Below are 16717 nucleotides of genomic sequence, written 5' to 3' on the forward strand. Positions count from 1 at the left end.
TAGAGGTATCGCTGACATCTCAGAAGCACTGACTGGCGATGAATCTAAGCGAGTCAGCGTAAAGTTAGTACAGGAAAATCAAGAAACAACAGCATGTTTGTGAACTGTGATTTTGGGATAAAATTCGGGTAATTCGTCACGAGCTTATTTACACATTGGCTGTCACAGCTCACTCATTTTTTCTCGCTCAAGAACAATCAAAGTATTTAGAATTCTTGACAGAAGTAGATTGAGATAACGAATTCAACGCTAAACTTTTCCACTTTCCCAGGGGAAAAATTCATGGATGAAATTTTAGGTTGTCGACGCCGGGAGCGTCTACAAGCGGCCCGGCCGACACCAGAGAACAAAAGGCATTTCTGGTTACTCTTTGTGCCAGCAAAGCGTATCTGGCGCGCATCAAAGATGTTGAGATTTACACTGAATGCAAGTGCGACATACCAACACCATCTGAATGATTGCATCCATCATCTGGAATTCTTACTTACATGGGATTGCCTTACACGGGGTTGCGGTAGCCATTTTCTTGCGAAGTAAAAATGAACCCCAATCCCAGGGAAAAATTCATGGATGAATTTTTAGGTTGTCGACGCCGGGAGCGTCTACAAGCGGCCCGGCCGACACCAGAGAACAAAAGGCATTTCTGGTTACTCTTTGTGCCAGCAAAGCGTATCTGGCGCGCATGAGAAAATGTTGAGATGTGCACTGAACGCAAGTGCGACATACCAATACCATCTGAATGATTGCATCCATCATCTGGATTGATTACCAACACGGGATTGCGGTAGCCAATTTCTTGCGAAGTAAAATTGATCTCAATCCCAGGGAAAAATTCATGGATGAATTTTTAGGTTGTCGACGCCGGGAGCGTCTACAAGCGGCCCGGCCGACACCAGAGAACAAAAGGCATTTCTGGTTACTCTTTGTGCCAGCAAAGCGTATCTGGCGCGCATGAGAAAATGTTGAGATGTGCACTGAACGCAAGCGCGACATACCAACCCTATCTTAATCAATACCCTTATCAATGATCTTGTGAATCCATGCGCAAAGCACTAGTATGCTCGCGCAACCAAGGATACTGAAACGAATGCGCCCAGGGAATTCACTGCACAGAATGATGATCATCGCCAGCCTGTTGAGCTGGCTATTGATCGTTGCGATGCCGGTGGTGAATGCTCATAACCAACCGGCCGGCACCTGGGCAAGCCTTTGTACACTCGGTGGTTTCAAACTGGTCAAACTGGCCGATGGCAAGGATCAGCTTAAGCATGATCCTCAGGGGCACTGTCCCATCGGAATGTTCAGCCTGGCTCATACTGATGACCGATGGCTGGGCCTGGGCACTCAACTTCGCGAACACCCGCTCAGCGCCTATCAGTTCTCGCCACGCCAGTGGGACTACTTTCTTCTTCCTTCCCGTGCGCCGCCGCTGGCGTTACCGGTTTTCGCCCGCGCGTAAACCGTCTCTGCATTTCTCAGAATCGTAAGAAATCATATTGATGCCTCTGTCTGCGGACAGCGGCTTTTTGTTTGTGCGCGTGATTTGCGCACCGGAAGGAAGACCATGAAACATCAGAACCATTCAATATCGCAGCAGGATCAGCTGCCAAAACAGTGCACGGAACAGCGGGCCTGGTATATGACGGCCTGGCGCTGGCACTTTTATGCGGGCCTGTATGTGGTGCCTTTTTTAATCATGCTGGCGGTGACCGGCCTGATGATGATGTATGCCGGATCTCTCGATCAAATCCGTTTGAAAGACCTCCTTTTTGTGGAACCGGCGGGTGAGTCAGTCTCTGTCTCGCAGCAGTTCAACGCCGTTCAGCAGGCGTATCCCGATGCCACCATCAAGCAATATCTGATGCCGAAACAACCCGAAGATGCCAGTCGTTTTGCGGTAGTCACCGCTGAAGGACAGGGACTTTTTGTGACCGTCAATCCTTACACCGCAGCGGTGCTGGGCAGTCTGGACCGGGATAACAACCTGTCTGCGTGGGCAGAGTCGATCCATGGCACGCTGCTGATGGGAGATGCTGGCGATCGCCTGATTGAACTGGCGGCCAGTTTTGCTGTGATCCTGATTGTCAGTGGTGCCTACCTGTGGTGGCCGCGGGACCATGCCAGTCAAGCCGGGATGTTCCGGGTTCGTCTGGCGAGCGGAAAACGCACGTTCTGGCGCGACCTCCATGCCAATCTGGGCGTGGTCACGGCGGTGTTTCTGTTGCTGTTTTTGCTGTCCGGTCTGTCCTGGTCCGGTGTCTGGGGCAGTAAAATGGTGCAGGCGTGGAACACGTTCCCGACCGGTGTCTTTGGGGATGTGCCTTTGTCCGATGTCAAACATGCTGAGATGAACCATGGCAATCTGAAAGAAGTGCCGTGGAATCTGGAACAGACAGCGATGCCGGTATCACAACCGATGTCCGGTTCGCATGCAGGGCATCATGAGGCTCCAGCACAGATTCAGGGCACGGAGATTCAAAAAACAGGAATTCAGGGCAAGGTGAATCTGGATTCCGTGGTGGCGTTTGCTAAGCAGCAGGGTTTCACCGCCTTTCGGGTGAATCTGCCCAAAGGAGAGCTGGGTTCCTACAGCATTCTGCAAAGCACCATGGGGAATGACACCACGGATGCAACGCAGGATCGCACCCTGCACATCGACCAGTACACAGGCAAAGTGCTGGCGGACATCAAATACAGTCAGTATTCGCCCATGGCGAAAGCGATGGCCTGGGGGATTGCGTTACACGAGGGCGATTTTGGCGGCTGGAACAAAGCGGTGAATACCGTGCTTTGCCTGTCCTTTATTCTGATCAGTGTCAGTGGGGTGGTGATGTGGTGGCTGCGCCGTCCGAAAGGAAAAGTAGTGCTTTCCGCACCGCCGGCACCGAAAAATATGGCCTTGTGGAAGGGCGCGACGGTCGTGATTGCTGTGCTGGGAGTGTGTTTCCCGCTGGCGGGTATCGCGATGGTGACGGTGTTGCTGGCTGACCGTCTGGTCCTGACCCGGGTACCGACGCTGGCCCGATTTTTCAGTTAACGGCTGGTCATCTTTGGCGATTGATAAAGCCTCCGTCCGGAGGCTTTTTACTAGTCTGTGCCCAGTCCAGCCCAGCCCAGAATTTAGGATCGGTGTGTTTCTGTTTCAGACGGTTCCACTGCCATCAAGACTCGGCCCGCCCCGACCCGGGCTTATTCCTTTTTTGTTTCGGATTCATTTTGTTCCGTCATCCAGTCACCCACACCTTCGTCGACGATGGCTGCGACTTGTTTCATCTGCTCGGGGGCGGCGGCTGTGACGGAATCCAGCAATCCCGTGACACAGTGTTCGATATTGACTTCTTCCCGGTCCGGGGCGCGCAGGCTCGCGAGATTTTCAGTCATTGAGTCGACATATTCCTGGCTGAATGCCTGTATTTTTTCCGGGCTGCTCTGGGCAAGGGCGTCGACAACTTTTGCCTGTTGCTCTTGCGCGATGAAGGCAATATTCGCCAGCAGGGTTAAAGCATTCTCGGGCTCTTTGTCGAGTAGCCAGTCCACCAGAGCTTCGGCCTGTTCCGGTGTTCCCTGAGCAAGACGGCTGGCGATATCAACGGCCAGCTCAGAATTGAGCATGGTCAGCGCACGAAACAGCAGCACCGTATCAATATCAGGGAACTGAGCGGCTTTTTCTGCCAGCATGGCTGCCCAGTCCGGATGGGCTGCCGATATCGCGCGGACAAAAGCAATGGCATTGTTCGGATGTTCGGCAGCCAGTTTTTCGAATTTACTCATAGCGTGTTCGAAGTCTGGGGATGTTTCCCGGTATGCTGTTCGCGGATCCAGCTCTTCATAGATCATATTGGGGGTGTGCATCACAAAGGTTTCTTGCGCTTCCACCGCAATAGGGGGCGCGACTCTCATCCGGTACAGGGTAAAGCCGATCAGGAGCAGCTCTATGGCCAGCATGAATCCGAATACCGCTACTTCTCCCTGATGCTGCATTGCCACGGTCGCGGTATAGGGCGCGATCATTGCACCTGCGGCATAGATACCGAGCAGCCCGGACAGCACGGAAAGCAGTTGTCCTTTCTGAGCCTGGTCGAAGGTCTCTGAGATACTGAGCGGATAGAGGCAGGCGATGATCCCCATGGTGAATGCACTGCAGATAAGCATGGCGCCAAATTGCCCTGTTGTGACGGTCACCGGCAAAGCAATGGTCGTCAGTGACAGGAGCAGGCAGCAGCCCAGAATCACTTTTCTGCGCTCGAACCGATCGGATAAATAGCCGATGGGAAATTGCAGCACTATGCCACCCACCATCGCGGCGCCCATGAACAGGGAGAGCCTGAGTCCGGTGATGTGTTCACTGCTCGCATACAAGGGCAGCAAGTTGACCATCGATGAGTAGAGCATGCCGCATAAAAATCCGGTGACCACCCCCAGAGGGGACAAGGCAAACAGTTGTCGTAGCGGGAGGTGCGGGGTCTGCTCAATGCTGGGTTCGTAATGAGATACAAACACCAGCGGTGTAATCGACAGGCTGAACAGGATGCCGCACAGGACAAACAGGGTGCTCTCGGTTGGGGGCGCGATGAGCAGGGCAAACTGGCCCAGGGTGATTGCAGATAAGATCACGACCTGATTGATACCCAGTATCCGTCCGCGGTTTTCTTCCGTAGAAACACTGCCGAACCAGGAGTCCAGGGTCACGCAGGCACAGGCAATACAGAATCCCATCAGGCCACGCATCAATGCCCAGATGAACATGTCATCACGCAATCCCATCAGCAAAATCGCGGTGGCTGTCAGGCTGCCACACATGGCAAAGGTGCGCACCTGGCCAATCTGTTTCAGGATGCGTTTGGCAACCGTTGCCCCGAGCAGGAATCCGAAGGAGTACATGGATAAAATGAAGCCGGAGACGGGCAGGCTGATGTTGTCGGTTGCGAGTCGAACAGGCAGCAGAATGCCGCTCAATCCATGACCTGTCATCAGGATTAAAGAGCTGATGATCAGGAGTATCAGCGGTTGTAGTGTCGCGGTAATGGACAAAATGTCGTCTCCTCCGATGCCGGACAATAATGAATGAACATCTCATGATTGCTTCTAAGCATAATCAAGTGTGCAGTCTTTCCATTGAAACCCATGTTTTTTTCACTTGCCTATACTGATATGGGCTCCTGTCGCGCCGAACCGCAAGTTAAAGCTGTTTGCTGGTAAAGCGTATGGCGAACAGCTCGGAGAGCCCATTTCAATTCTCAGCCTGGATCGTGGTGTTATGGAATATCGTGATTATTACGCCATTCTTGGGATTCCCCGCGATGCGACGCAGGCGGATATCAAACGTGCTTATAAAAAAAGTGCGCGGAAATTTCATCCGGATGTGTCGAAGGAAACGGATGCTCACCAGAAATTTATTCAGGCCAAAGAAGCTTACGAAGTGCTTAAAGATCCCCAGAAGCGGGCTGCTTATGATCAGCTGGGCAAAGACTGGCATACCGGGGAGAGCTTTGATGTGCCGCCAGACTGGGAGCGTGAGTTTCAGTTTTCCGGTGACAGCTTCACCCGGGGCGATGCAGGTGCGTTTTCTGATTTTTTTGAATCGCTGTTTGGCAGTCACTTTGGTCACCGGCCCGATCGGGCACAGCGCGCTCACAGGGCTCACGGCGCAAACCCGCATTTCAAGGCTAAGGGCGAAGATATACACGCTCAGGTGCTGATTGATATTGAAGACAGCTTTCATGGCGCGGTGCGTTCACTCACCCTGCCGTCATCTCGAATGGACGGCACGCAACCTCAGACGGTGAATTTAAAAATCCCCAAAGGCGTCAGAGAAGGCCAGCACATTCGTCTCCGCGGAAAGGGCATGCCAGGTCACTCAGGCGGTGAAGCAGGCGATCTTTATCTCGAAGTCAGTTTTCGTCCGCATGCGCTCTATCGTCTCGAACAGAAAAATCTGTGCATGACGCTTCCGGTCACGCCATGGGAGGCGGCCCTGGGCGCTAAAATAAAGATACCGTCTCCCACGGGGCCTATTGAGGTGAAGGTGCCGGCCAATTCAGATTCTGAAAAAACACTCCGGCTTCGCGGACGGGGCCTTCCCGGAACCACCCCCGGGGATATGTTGATCACCCTGAATATTGTCCAACCGAAGGTGGAAACTGAGCAGGAAAAAGCACTGTACCGTCAGATGCAGGAGCTGATGTCCTTTAACCCCCGCAGCCAATTTGGTTTTGAGTCATGAAGAAGAAAGTTACTTCAGATCAGCTGAGCATTACTGTGATTTCAGAGCATGAGCCAACGCTGAGTATGGCTGAGTTTTGCCGGGCCTGTGACCAGCCTGCTGAATGGGTTATCACACTCGTTGAAGAAGGCGTCCTCGACCCTGAGGGAGATCGGCCCATTCACTGGCGATTTGCAACCGTCAACCTGCGCCGGGCACTGCGCGCTGGTCGCATGCAGCAAGATTTAGGGTTGAATGTGGCTGGCATTGCTGTGGCGCTTGATCTGTTGGATGAAATCGAGCGATTGCGGCGTCAGTTGGAACGCCGAGAATAACTCACTCTGATCCGATTGCAGATGCTGATCGTTGCAATTCAAAGTCTCCGACCGGGGGCTTTTTGATATCTGGTGTTCAGTCGTGAAGTCAGAGGTAACTGCTGTGCGTTTTGAGCCATGCAGGAAACACCTGTCGGAACCAGTTGAGATAGGTCTCAGTATCGGGTTTGTTTCTGTCTTTCAGAATATTGACCACGTCGACCACGATCCAGGCTTTCGCCAGAATGAGGTGTCGGAGCAGGGTCTGTTTCGGTAACAGAGACGAATGCGCCAGATAGCGATCTGCGATGGCTTGATAAGACATCCGATCGCCCATGCCTTTGACCAGGGGTGCAAGATCAATGGCCGGGCTGCCTTCGCCGAACCGTTCCCAGTCGAATAACACCAGGTCACCGTTGTCCCGAATTCCCCAGTTGCCAGCGTTACTGTCACCCGACAGGCAGGCATGCGGATAAAACAGCCCTTCGGACTGTTCTCTGAGCTGGTGCAGATGTGCTTCTGCATTGCCCGACAGTTGCAGATGGTTCAGGGCCTGAATGGTGTGTTGTTCTGTCCATTGGTGAGCGCATCTGGGATGATCTGAATGCCGTGAAAAGTGGTGAATCGCGGCTAACTGTTGAAAACAGCGTGGATCCTCATGCAACGCTTCCAGTGTGACTGGCGTCGGGATGTATTCAAGATGCAGCACGTGATTTTTCGTGTCGCAATGATAGAGCCGTGGGGTATGTACGCCCAGCATGGTCAGTTGAGGCGCGATGTTGCGGTAAAAATGCATCTCGACATCTGTCGCGTTGCTTTTTTCGATATAGGGCACGCCGCGGGTCTCTTTCAGAAAGACCTGCGCATGACCCATTTGCGTGAGTTCTGTCATGAGCGCACGGCCTCTTAATGATTCAGGATTTCCCGAATGACAGGTAAAACTGAAACGACAAGAAGCCCTGACATGGTGTAATTAAACCACTGGCGGTATTTTGCCTGGGTCAGCGCTTTTTTCAGCAGGGATCCGAACATCAACCACACGCCGACACAGGGAAAAGACACCACCAGAAACGTGATTGCGAGCATCATGTTCTGGTTGTGGAAGTCGGCACCCACGGTGGTAAATGCGGCGATGGCCCCGGTTGCGACCACCCAGGCTTTGGCGTTAATCCATTGAAAGAGGGCGCCTTTCATGAAGCCCATCGGTTTTGCCTGCGCATCTGATGATCCAATGTCGCCGGAACGGGCAATCAGCCAGGCGAGATACAGTAAGTACAACACACCTAAACATTTAATGATGAAATGCAGGCTGGGGAACAGTTCGAACAGCTGTCCGAACCCCACGCCAACCAGCAACAGCATGATGGCAAAGCCCATACAAATGCCGCTCAGCAACGGCAGACTCTTTCTGACGCCGAAATTCAGACCCGAAGTCATCACCATGATGTTGTTCGGGCCCGGGGTGACAGAGGATGAAACGGCGAACAGTATCATCGCGTAGAGGTAATCCATGTGAGAGCGCTCCTTGGGTTCGGTTGTCAGCGAATGTCTCTCAGCGATACTGTGAATGCATAACGGGTTGGCATAAAAACGCAGCTGAGACTGCTCAGAGAATGAACATCTTTCTGATATGAAGATGGTTGCGAATATTATCAAGAGGCAGGCGAGCGATTTGCTGAAATATATCAGTCAATCTCATCGGGCTGAATCATGACTGACGATGAAATCATGAATTTGTTTTGCACTGTCATACGGGGAACAGTCGTCTGTATGAATGAGAAGATCATATTCAATGCCGCAATGCACCCGGGATGCCTGTTCAATGGCCGAGCCGGTGTGTCTGTCTCCCCGTTGCTGTTCGCGCTGAATCAGGGTTTCTGCTGAACAGGTCACGCCGACATACAGACAGTTTTTGCCAGCCAGCACCGATTGCCAGACAGTCATTTCTTCCGAACCATTCAGCACATCATCCACGATCACTTTCAGTCCGGCATCAACCAGATGCCTGACTGTGGTGCGATAGGCATCATTGACAGCCTTGCCGTACGGACCCGAGGAAATGCGATTGACGGGCTGCTGATTGAGCAGGGTGGTCCGCCAGTAAAAGCCATGAGCCGGTGTGTCGGATTCATTCAGGGTATTGGCTTTGGCAGGCATCATTGCGATGAAAGTATCAATCCCGATATGAAGGTAATCGTCCGCCATCACGCCTTGTAACGCTTTGGCAATTGCACTTTTGCCTGAGCTGCTGGGGCCGTTGAGAAAGATGATGTCCATGCGTTTTTATATATCCTTTACACAGTTGAATGCGCTCCATCGTATCGGTTTCTGTAAATATTGTCTTTTTGCTTTTACGGGAAGTGATGGGTTATCAGTGACTCATTTAAAAAGAGAGCTTTTCTTTTTCGAAAATAAACGGATGCCGGATGTTTGTGTTGCTATACCTGCTGTTCAGTATGACATCCGAATGAATTTTCAATGGTTTAAAAATCCTTTTAAGCATTATATTTCCCGGGTTTTACCTGAAAGATATTTCAAGTGATTGATTCCCTTGTTACTGAATTGAATATCAATAAAAAGCATAGAAAGTTAAATTTTTCAGGACTGTGAAGTGTCTCGAGGTTTTATAATTAGTGCGTTGTTTGGCAATAAACTGTTAGATACTTTGCGTGCAGGTCATATGTATGTTGTTGCATTGTGATTCTTTTGTTACATAAGTGACTTTCAAAATTTTGTTTTTGAAAGTGGTAACTTTTATTACAAATAGTGAGCATGATCATGTTTATCAATGAAAATGTTATTAAAAGCTTAGAAAATAAAGTCAATGAACTTCTGGAGAAAGAGTTTGAAAAAGACTCTGTAACGGGTGAGTTTCATCAAAGCGACTGGTTTAACAAAGAATATTATAAACGTCATATTCTTGAATGTGTCATCCGCATTAATATGAATAATGAGCTGGATGCGAGAGCAATTACGATTGCATGTAAGGGTAATATTCCAGCGGCAAAGAAATTGTCTTATTATCTGTATGATGAGTTAGGTCATGATGAGATGTTTTCTCAAGACCTGATCAAATATGGCTATACAATGGCAGATGTAAAAGATGAAAATGCTTTTCCATCAACAATTAAATTAATGGGTTATCTGACCTATAGTGTCGAGCGTTTTGGCCCGTTAGCCGCGATTATCTGGGATTGGTTCCTGGAGTATTATGGCGATAATTATAATCCATTCATCACTCAAAAAGCTGGCTCTTATTTGGGGCAGGAAGAAGTCAGTGGTGCTGCTTCTCACGTTGCCTTTGATGAAGCAGAAGATCATAGCGGTATGATGACAGAGATGCTGTCAACTGTGATTAAAAACGATCATGATGTAAAACTGGCAATTCAACATATTGAAGCCTTTATTCCTATGGTCGGTGAATATTTCACAGAGCTAAGAGCAAATACGCTATAGTTGTTAATCAATAGTGATGTAATATGCCTGAGATAAAAATTAAAATATCTGACATCGAGATATTTTCTGACATTGAAGATAATTTAATCAATAATATCCCAAGTGATTACATCACAAAGGGGTGTTTAAATGGTGTATGCCGGGTCTGTCGCTGTAAGCTGGTTGCTGGACAAGTGATGGAAAACGGTAAGATGGTAAACACCCCAAACATGTTTTTACCCTGTGTCAGCAAAGCCTTGACTGATATAACGATTGAACCTTATGTCAGTAATTATTCAATTGGTACTATTCGTCAGATTGAATATTTGGATAAATCAATCATAGAAATTCAGATAAAAATAAAAAAACAATTCTTCACGTCTAAATCTATCGTGAATATTTTTAGTCATGATTTGAAAGTCACCCGAAGTTATTCTCTGGTCACTATGTATAAAGATGGATTTGATCTTTTACGTATCCATGTGAAGTTAAAAGAAGACGGCGTTTTTTCGAACTGGTTCTTAACATTAAATCCCGGTGATGAAGTTCGATATCAAATCGTGAATATTCCTGTGCCAAGGTATGAGGAAATGAGTCGATCTATCAATGTTATATCCGGTGGGAGTGGGATGGGGGCCGCTCTCTCCAGAGCATTAGAACTCTCAGAGAAACACGCACTGGAAGGCATCAATGTGATTGCAATCAACAGATCGTCATTGAGTTTTTATCATGAAAATTGCATTCGCGAGTTCACAAGCAGAGTTGATTGCAGTGTTCATGTTCAGAATGTCCGTTTTCCTGACTGGGATGCTAATGATATTGATAGATTTATCTCGAAAGAATTTTTTACAGTTTCTGTCGGCTCAACGGCTGTGACAGAGAAAGTTTCAATACTTGATAATAAAGAAATCGAATATTTTGGTTAGCAGGAAGGTCATGTGAGTATTGTCGTCATAGATCCAGTATCATCTGGAACCGCATATATCCATGCGGCAGCAGAAATGGGAATCGATTTACATATCCTTTGTATTGATGAAGGAGAAAGAAAGCTAAGCCACGATTTAAGAAGCCTGGTTCAATCGGTTATTAAAGTCGACTCCAGGGATATGAATGCGCTGGTGGACGCCATTGAAGAACTTGGCAATGTTGAAGCCATTTTCCCTGGTTCTGAATATACAGTTCCGGTCTGTTCTCAGTTAGCAAAATATTTTGGTTTACCACATCTGGACGAAGCTGTGATTGATTTCGTTCGGGATAAGTATGCTTTCAGAACTAAATTGAAAGAAACTCAGCTGAGCCATATTCATTACTTTTCAATCGATAAAGAGACGGAGCTTCAGCCGCTTGAATTGCCGGATGGTTTTACTTTTCCTGCGGTTATCAAGCCGGTTGATATGTCGGGAAGTACCGAAGTCAGACGAGTGGACAATATTGATGAGTTCGTTGCAGTGGTCACAAGGTTGTCTCAGTCTGCGCTTAACGATCTGGATTTTGTATCGTCCGGAAAATTCATTATTGAAGAATATATTCCGGGGCATGAATTCAGTGTTGAAGGTGTCGTCATTGATAATCAGGTAGAAATTGTATCCATTACTGAAAAAGTACTGGGACAAGAGCCTTACTTTGTCGAGTTTGGCCATATTGTCGGGCATGACATCTGTGAATCAATCGCGAGTACAATCCGCCAGTATGCGGAAGCGGTTGTGAACGCTATCGGTGTCAATATTGGTCCTTTCCATCTGGAACTGAGAGTTCGCCCAGAAGGTCAGCCTGTGGCTATCGAAATGGCGGCGAGGATGCCTGGCGACAAGATTGTCGAGTTAATCAAGCAGTCTTATGGTGTCGACTTAGCACAGATGACCATTGCAGCCTATACAAACCGGAATATTACCCGATCTGATTTGCCGAAAGTGGTTTCTGCAATTTCATTTATCCCCAGAGGGAACAAAGAGGTTTTCACTGAGCTGAGTTCGATTGAAAAGTATATGAGTCATAAGTTTTTCAAAAAGCATGAAATATACTTTAATCATGGGGATGTATTAGGTAGTCATCAGGATTGGACCTCACGCGTTGGTTACTTTATTTTCTCCGGCGATGATTATCATGAAATCAAAAGTGTCGTACATGAAGTGAATACTGAGGTGGGATTATTATGAAACATGTCTTAGTTATCAATCGTTATGATGATATGTTTTCAGATTACAAAAAATATATTGATCACAATGATTTTCAAGTGTCATTCGTGACTTTGAAGAATAAAACAAAATATATCGATCCGAAGACTTGTTTGCATGTTAAGGCGCTGGACGCATTAAAGAGTGAAGATGTTTTATCCGCTGCGATTGAAATGAATCAGGTTGATCGGATTGATTTGGTTATCGCACATTCAGAGTATGATCTGGATAGTGCTTCCATGATCAGGGACGCATTAGGGATACCAGGCGCTAAAGTTGAAGATAATGATCTGTATCGAAATAAGGTACTGATGAAATCTGCACTCATGCAGTCGGATATTCTGTTCCCGATGTTTCAGGCGGTGAAGCGGCATGAGGATATCACGGATTTCATCTCGAAATATGGTTATCCCTGCATCATCAAACCGGAAGTCGGTGCTGCATCTGAAGGTGTTCAGAAGATTTTTTCAAGCGAAGATATTCCATCTCTGGAGCGCTTTGAAGGGTATCAGATTGAACAGTTTATAGAAGGTGAGATATATCATGTTGATGCCGTTCTTTCTCATGATGAGATGCCATATTTCAAAGTTTCTAAATATATCAATACCTGCCTTGATTTTAGAAATAAAATCCCGCTTGGCTCATTTACCATTGACGATAAATCCGTCAATGAAAAATTAAAACGATTTACGTATCAAGTCGCGGACTTACTGAACATAAAAAATCAAGCCGTCCACTTAGAAGTCATTGAAAATGGTGATGATTTTTACTTTTTGGAAATTGGCGGAAGAGTGGGCGGTGGTGAAATACCATTTGTTGCCTACAATAATGAAGGGGTAGATCTCTTCGATTTGTGGACGAAGGCTTCACTTGGAGAGACCGTGAAAGCGGTAGAAACGAAAGTAACCGGATTTCTGATGGTTCCGAATCCGTTTGAATCCGGATATCAGTTGGCCGATGGATTTCAGTTAGAACATCCGAATGTTACATTCCAGGAATTTAATTCAAGTGGTGAAAGTACGGAGTTCTCCTATGATGAGATACCCGCAAGAGTTCACTTCGAAGGAGAGAATTCTATTGAAGTCCGGGACGCAATTGTTCAATGTATGTCTCTGGTAAGCTCATCAATTACTCCACTCGCAGTAACAGGAAATTCTAATGGATAAGAAACACATATTTGGTGTCGTTCTGGCATTACTGGCGGCATTTTTTAACGGCATGGTTGGTATTTTGAGTGTTAATCTGTTTCAGTCTGGCCTGCCCTCTGAAGCGGTTGCATTTTATAAATGCGTGGTTGCATTTGTGATCATTCTTCTGGTGCTTGGCGTGACCGGAAAATTACCGGCGTTGATGACATATTTGAAATCGAAATGGAAATCCCTGGCCGTGTGCAGTTTCTTCGGCTTTTTTATGTTGTATTTTTTCGAAACGGCTTCTTATGAAACGCTCAATGTTGCTGTGGTCGTTTTCTTACTGTTTGGTGTTTCGACGCTGGTGACTTTTTTTGCGAACGCGTTGTTTGAAAAACGAAACCTGACAGGTCAGGAATGGATGTCGGTACTGTTTGCTGTTTTGGGTCTGTATTTAATCTTTCTGGAAAATGAAAATATTGCCAATTCAGATCAAACCGGTTTCCTGTTTGCGGTGCTGGCGGGTGTCGGTTACGGACTGTTCTTGGTGCTGAACAAAAAGCTGGATATTGGCGGCGGATTGATTCCGGTTTGTGGTCTGCTGATGTTTGGTCTGGTTTATTTGATGATTCCATTCTCCATGTCTGGTGTTGTCGGTGTGGAAAATGATGTCTGGCTGACACTGTTGCTGCTGGCTTTGCTGCCGACGATTGGCGGCTTCTGGTGTACCACCAAATCACTGACCATTTTGAAAAGCCAGACCGTCCAGCTGGTCGAATTATCTGAGCCAATTTTTGCCTTAATTCTGGGTTTTGTGTTTTTGGGGCAGTTGGTCACGTCCATGCAGATGCTGGGTGGTGCCTGCATTCTGGCCGCGATTCTGATTCATGAAGTGAAATTGTCGAAATTGAAATCATGGCGGAAAAATAAGCTGGCTTCTGAATCAGTGAAATAAGCTTGCGAGTGTGCCAGCGTTTGAAGCCAGCCTGCGGGCTGGCTTTTTTGTCTCTTTCTTTATCGGCGGCATCACAGAATCGGCACTCTCACATGTTGTTTACCTGGCATTAGAGTAAAAGCTTAAAGGCAGCGGACGCTCAAGTAACAGTAAACGCCATGGAGGATGCATGAAGACACTGGAAGAGCAATTGACGAATTACGCGCGCTATCACCGCTCCAGGCGGAATATTCTGACCCATTTTGTCGGGATTCCTGCCATCGTATTTGCGGCAATTTGCCTCTTGGCCAGAACCGAGTTTGTTCTCGGTACCGTGGTGCTGAATGGCGCCTATATTGCTGTGGCACTGTGCGTGATTTTTTATCTCCGTCTCAGCGGGTCGCTGGGAGCCATCATGGCTGCCATTTTGATTGTCATGACGGTAGCAGCGATGCCTGTCGCGTCGCTGCCAATGTCGGGCTGGCTGGGGATCAGTCTGAGCCTGTTCATTGTCGCTGGGTGTTTCAGTTTATCGGGCACTATTTTGAAGGCAGGAAACCGGCGTTTGTGGATGATCTTGTCGGACTGATCATTGGTCCGTTGTTTGTACTGGCCGAGGCTCTGTTTCTTTTGGGTTATTACCAGTCTTTAGCCGATTATATTGATCAGCATGCAGGTCCTGTTCAGCCATGATCGAGGATAAAGGCTAGGGTCATCAGACCCTGAAACTCTGAATAGCAAATCAAGACAAGGAGATGTCATGCTGTTTAAGAATAAAACCGTCTGGATCACCGGTGCTTCTTCCGGAATCGGACGCGAGTTAGCGGTGCAGTTTGCTCAGGAAGGGGCAAATGTCATTCTTTCGGCCCGGAATGCAGAGAAGTTAGCGGCGATCAAAGCCGATCTTGCGCCGGGTAATCACAAAGTCGTGCCGCTGGATATGGCGCAGCCGGAAAGGCTGATGCAGGACATTCCGGCGGTGCTGGACGAGGTGGGTCGTGTCGACATTCTGGTGAACAATGCCGGGATTTCACAACGCAGCCTGTTTCTGGAAAATGAATTCAAAGTGTACCGCCAGCTGATGGAGGTGAACTACTTCGGTCTGGTGGCAATGACCAAAGCCGTGTTGCCGCGGATGATCGAAACCGGGGGCGGCAGTGTCGTGGCAATCAGCAGTGTGGCCGGAAAAGTCGGATCGAAATTCAGGACGGGCTATTCCGGTTCGAAATATGCCGTGGTCGGTTTTATGGATTGCTTGCGGGCTGAGGTGAGTCAGCACGGTATTCATTGCCTGACGATTTGCCCGGGCTCCGTGAAAACGGCGATTGGTCATAATTCGCTGAACGGACAGGGCGTTGCGCAAAACAAGCCGGAAGCTTCCATTGAAAATGGCATGGATCCGGCGGATGCAGCACGCCAGATGCTGAAAGCCATTGCCGCCCGGAAAGATGAGGTGGTGATCGGCAAAGGGATCAGTGGCTGGGCACCGACCATCAAACGATTTTTCCCGCAGCTGTTTAACATGATGACTGCAAAAACGAGCTATCGTTAACCGATTCGGGGGCGTGCATGCCCCCGGATATCGCGAACCTCCCTTTCTGAAATCTCTCTTGAACTTTTCTCAATTCTTTCTCGATGTCTGTCACATTGTCGACAATCTCAATGCCAGCAATTCATTATCTTTAAACAATCAACTTGTTGGATTGCACTTTCCGGTCTATTTTTGCTCTATCAACATCTAATTGTTAACAATGTGTGGTTTTGAGCTTTTTATAGCCTGGTGGTAAGTGCAGTGAGTATTGATATTGTCGACAATGTGAAGGTCGTTTCGGTGGGTGCTTCAGGAAAAGCCGAGAACACCAAAGAGCCAACCAAATCGGACAGCCTGCTGGAAGTGCTGGTAGAACGGATTGTCACGGGCGTATTCCCGGCAGGCAGCAAAATTTCTGAGCCTGAACTGGCGCGGCAGTTTGCCGTCAGTCGCGGGCCGCTGCGTGAAGCCATGATGCGGGTGGAAGCACTGGGGCTGGTTGAACGGATACCGCATGTTGGGGCCAGAGTGGTGGCGCTCAGCCCGGGCAAACTGGCAGAGATTTATGCGGTTCGTGAAGCGCTGGAAGGCATGGCTGCCCGTCAGGCGTGCGCCCACATCACGGAAGAAGAACTGGACGGGCTGGATCATCTGCTCAGACAGCATCAGGAACATATCGAAGAAGTGGATGGCGCTTCTTATTTTCATCAGCATGGCGATTTTGATTTTCACTACCGAATCATCAAGGCCAGCCGCAACAGCAAGCTGATCAGTCTGCTGTGTGATGAGCTCTATCATCTGCTGCGTATGTACCGGTATCAGTCGCCCCGCTCACATGCCCGTCCCGAGCGCGCACTCAACGAACACGTTCAGATCTTGTCTGCGATCCGGGACCGTGATGGCGAACTGGCTGAAATGCTGATGCGTCGCCACATCATGCGCAGCCGGACACTGATTGAAAGCCAGCTGAGAAAGGATGAATCGTCAGCGCGCTGAA

At 48.4% G+C, this 16717-nt stretch carries 18 protein-coding genes; 14 read left to right on the plus strand and 4 right to left on the minus strand.

Going from position 1 to position 16717, the window contains the following annotated elements; genetic code table 11:
- Positions 1-1087: 1087 nt before the first annotated feature.
- Both SPK40_RS14625 and SPK40_RS14630 read left to right on the plus strand, forming a co-directional pair.
- Entirely contained in the window at positions 1088-1459 is a 372-nt protein-coding gene (locus tag SPK40_RS14625) for a hypothetical protein (RefSeq protein ID WP_330960940.1), read from the plus strand.
- Positions 1460-1564: 105 nt separating this feature from the next.
- Positions 1565-3037: a PepSY-associated TM helix domain-containing protein gene (locus tag SPK40_RS14630; protein WP_330960941.1), complete on the plus strand. Its 1473-nt coding sequence runs from the start codon at positions 1565-1567 to the stop codon at positions 3035-3037.
- Between the two features lie 152 nt (positions 3038-3189).
- Here the strand turns inward: SPK40_RS14630 and SPK40_RS14635 are convergent, their stop codons facing one another.
- The gene (locus SPK40_RS14635; RefSeq protein ID WP_330960942.1) at positions 3190-5031 is read right to left on the minus strand and encodes an MFS transporter; all 1842 of its coding nucleotides are present in this window, start codon (positions 5029-5031) and stop codon (positions 3190-3192) included.
- Positions 5032-5137: 106 nt separating this feature from the next.
- Between SPK40_RS14635 and SPK40_RS14640 the strand changes: the two genes are divergently transcribed.
- Together SPK40_RS14640 and SPK40_RS14645 are read left to right on the plus strand one after the other, a co-directional pair.
- The gene (locus SPK40_RS14640; RefSeq protein WP_330960943.1) at positions 5138-6223 is read left to right on the plus strand and encodes a DnaJ C-terminal domain-containing protein; all 1086 of its coding nucleotides are present in this window, start codon (positions 5138-5140) and stop codon (positions 6221-6223) included.
- The gene (locus SPK40_RS14645; RefSeq protein ID WP_248142912.1) at positions 6220-6537 is read left to right on the plus strand and encodes a chaperone modulator CbpM; all 318 of its coding nucleotides are present in this window, start codon (positions 6220-6222) and stop codon (positions 6535-6537) included. Before SPK40_RS14640 ends, SPK40_RS14645 begins: the two co-directional genes overlap by 4 nt.
- Positions 6538-6625: 88 nt before the next feature.
- Here SPK40_RS14645 and SPK40_RS14650 read toward each other — a convergent pair whose 3' ends face one another.
- From SPK40_RS14650 to SPK40_RS14660, 3 genes are all read right to left on the minus strand, one after another.
- Entirely contained in the window at positions 6626-7408 is a 783-nt protein-coding gene (locus SPK40_RS14650) for a hypothetical protein (RefSeq protein ID WP_330960944.1), read from the minus strand.
- 14 nt (positions 7409-7422) lie between these two features.
- Positions 7423-8028, minus strand: a complete 606-nt coding sequence (locus SPK40_RS14655; protein ID WP_248142910.1) for a LysE family translocator — start codon at positions 8026-8028, stop codon at positions 7423-7425.
- 183 nt (positions 8029-8211) lie between these two features.
- Complete coding sequence (locus SPK40_RS14660) at positions 8212-8793, minus strand: chloramphenicol phosphotransferase CPT family protein (protein WP_330960945.1); 582 nt, start codon at positions 8791-8793, stop codon at positions 8212-8214.
- Here SPK40_RS14660 and SPK40_RS14665 point away from each other — a divergent pair.
- The 10 genes from SPK40_RS14665 (at position 8792) to SPK40_RS14710 (ending at position 16716) form a co-directional block, all read left to right on the plus strand.
- The gene (locus SPK40_RS14665; RefSeq protein WP_330960946.1) at positions 8792-9058 is read left to right on the plus strand and encodes a hypothetical protein; all 267 of its coding nucleotides are present in this window, start codon (positions 8792-8794) and stop codon (positions 9056-9058) included. The two genes, SPK40_RS14660 and SPK40_RS14665, sit on opposite strands and share 2 nt — an antisense overlap.
- A gap of 236 nt (positions 9059-9294) precedes the next feature.
- Positions 9295-9972, plus strand: a complete 678-nt coding sequence (locus SPK40_RS14670) for a hypothetical protein (protein WP_330960947.1) — start codon at positions 9295-9297, stop codon at positions 9970-9972.
- A gap of 23 nt (positions 9973-9995) precedes the next feature.
- On the plus strand, positions 9996-10877 hold the full coding sequence (locus SPK40_RS14675; RefSeq protein WP_330960948.1) for a 2Fe-2S iron-sulfur cluster-binding protein: 882 nt from the start codon (positions 9996-9998) through the stop codon (positions 10875-10877).
- A gap of 12 nt (positions 10878-10889) precedes the next feature.
- Positions 10890-12107 carry an ATP-grasp domain-containing protein gene (locus tag SPK40_RS14680; protein WP_330960949.1) on the plus strand — a complete coding sequence of 406 codons (1218 nt, stop codon included), beginning with the start codon at positions 10890-10892 and terminating at the stop codon, positions 12105-12107.
- Positions 12104-13291: an ATP-grasp domain-containing protein gene (locus SPK40_RS14685; protein WP_330960950.1), complete on the plus strand. Its 1188-nt coding sequence runs from the start codon at positions 12104-12106 to the stop codon at positions 13289-13291. The genes SPK40_RS14680 and SPK40_RS14685 overlap by 4 nt, the downstream gene beginning before the upstream one ends.
- Entirely contained in the window at positions 13284-14210 is a 927-nt protein-coding gene (locus tag SPK40_RS14690; RefSeq protein ID WP_330960951.1) for a DMT family transporter, read from the plus strand. The genes SPK40_RS14685 and SPK40_RS14690 overlap by 8 nt, the downstream gene beginning before the upstream one ends.
- Before the next feature lie 169 nt (positions 14211-14379).
- Positions 14380-14778, plus strand: a complete 399-nt coding sequence (locus tag SPK40_RS14695; protein WP_330960952.1) for an Mpo1 family 2-hydroxy fatty acid dioxygenase — start codon at positions 14380-14382, stop codon at positions 14776-14778.
- Positions 14709-14882 (plus strand): Mpo1-like protein, encoded by a 174-nt coding sequence (locus SPK40_RS14700; RefSeq protein WP_330960953.1) that lies wholly within the window; start codon positions 14709-14711, stop codon positions 14880-14882. The genes SPK40_RS14695 and SPK40_RS14700 overlap by 70 nt, the downstream gene beginning before the upstream one ends.
- A 67-nt stretch (positions 14883-14949) precedes the next feature.
- Positions 14950-15741, plus strand: a complete 792-nt coding sequence (locus SPK40_RS14705; RefSeq protein ID WP_330960954.1) for an SDR family oxidoreductase — start codon at positions 14950-14952, stop codon at positions 15739-15741.
- A gap of 252 nt (positions 15742-15993) precedes the next feature.
- On the plus strand, positions 15994-16716 hold the full coding sequence (locus SPK40_RS14710) for a GntR family transcriptional regulator (protein ID WP_330961055.1): 723 nt from the start codon (positions 15994-15996) through the stop codon (positions 16714-16716).
- Position 16717 lies beyond the last annotated feature (1 nt).

This window comes from Photobacterium sp. 53610 (assembly GCF_036409375.1).
Classification (GTDB): domain Bacteria; phylum Pseudomonadota; class Gammaproteobacteria; order Enterobacterales; family Vibrionaceae; genus Photobacterium.

Excerpts from the sequence above, each read along its gene's own strand:
- SPK40_RS14625 (WP_330960940.1), top strand. The coding sequence starts at position 1,088 with ATGCGCCCAGGGAATTCACTGCACAGAATGATGATCATCGCCAGCCTG.
- SPK40_RS14630 (WP_330960941.1), top strand. The coding sequence starts at position 1,565 with ATGAAACATCAGAACCATTCAATATCGCAGCAGGATCAGCTGCCAAAA.
- SPK40_RS14645 (WP_248142912.1), top strand. The coding sequence starts at position 6,220 with ATGAAGAAGAAAGTTACTTCAGATCAGCTGAGCATTACTGTGATTTCA.
- SPK40_RS14650 (WP_330960944.1), bottom strand. The coding sequence starts at position 7,408 with ATGACAGAACTCACGCAAATGGGTCATGCGCAGGTCTTTCTGAAAGAG.
- SPK40_RS14655 (WP_248142910.1), bottom strand. The coding sequence starts at position 8,028 with ATGGATTACCTCTACGCGATGATACTGTTCGCCGTTTCATCCTCTGTC.
- SPK40_RS14665 (WP_330960946.1), top strand. The coding sequence starts at position 8,792 with ATGCGTTTTTATATATCCTTTACACAGTTGAATGCGCTCCATCGTATC.
- SPK40_RS14660 (WP_330960945.1), bottom strand. The coding sequence starts at position 8,793 with ATGGACATCATCTTTCTCAACGGCCCCAGCAGCTCAGGCAAAAGTGCA.
- SPK40_RS14670 (WP_330960947.1), top strand. The coding sequence starts at position 9,295 with ATGTTTATCAATGAAAATGTTATTAAAAGCTTAGAAAATAAAGTCAAT.
- SPK40_RS14675 (WP_330960948.1), top strand. The coding sequence starts at position 9,996 with ATGCCTGAGATAAAAATTAAAATATCTGACATCGAGATATTTTCTGAC.
- SPK40_RS14685 (WP_330960950.1), top strand. The coding sequence starts at position 12,104 with ATGAAACATGTCTTAGTTATCAATCGTTATGATGATATGTTTTCAGAT.
- SPK40_RS14690 (WP_330960951.1), top strand. The coding sequence starts at position 13,284 with ATGGATAAGAAACACATATTTGGTGTCGTTCTGGCATTACTGGCGGCA.
- SPK40_RS14695 (WP_330960952.1), top strand. The coding sequence starts at position 14,380 with ATGAAGACACTGGAAGAGCAATTGACGAATTACGCGCGCTATCACCGC.
- SPK40_RS14705 (WP_330960954.1), top strand. The coding sequence starts at position 14,950 with ATGCTGTTTAAGAATAAAACCGTCTGGATCACCGGTGCTTCTTCCGGA.